This is a genomic window from Sphingomonas sp. P3_C6 (assembly GCF_056402595.1).
This window is the reverse complement of record NZ_JBFUHB010000073.1, coordinates 1-550: the sequence shown is the minus strand read 5'-3', so window position 1 is coordinate 550 and position 550 is coordinate 1. Positions and strand designations below refer to the sequence as shown.

Genomic DNA, 550 nt, shown 5'->3' with positions numbered 1-550 from the left:
CTGGAGATCGGAGGCCAGCTAGCATGGCCAAGCCCTATTCGATGGACCTGCGCGAGCGGGTTGTAGCGGCGGTGATGGAGGAGAGCATGTCCTGCCATGCGGCAGCGGCACGCTTTGGCGTAGCGGCGAGCTCGGCGATCAAATGGGTACGGCGTGTGCGTGAGACGGGTAGCGCAGCCCCCGGTCAGATGGGCGGTCACAAGCCCAATATTCTGTCTGGCCCCAATCGCGACTGGCTGTTGGAACGAGCCGCCACGGACTTCACGCTCCGCGGGCTGGTGGTCGAGCTGGCCGAACGCGGGGTGAAGGTCGACTATGTTCAGGTCTGGCGCTTTGTTCATGCCGAGGGACTGAGCTTCAAAAAAAAGCGTTCTGCCCGCCGAACAGCTCCGGCCGCAGGTGGCCCGGCGCCGCGAGCAGTGGAAGAAGTATCAAGGCCGGCTTGATCCAGCGCGCCTCGTCTTCATCGACGAGACCTGGGCGAAGACCAACATGGCGCCGTTGCGCAACATGGCGCCGTTGCGCGGCTGGGCGCCGGTTGGCCAAAGGC

The 550-nt window shown here is 64.7% G+C and carries 1 pseudogene; it reads left to right on the top strand.

Going from position 1 to position 550, the window contains the following annotated elements:
* Window positions 1-23: 23 nt before the first annotated feature.
* Window positions 24-550: pseudogene (locus AC1DT7_RS24245) on the top strand (transposase); the annotation flags it as partial.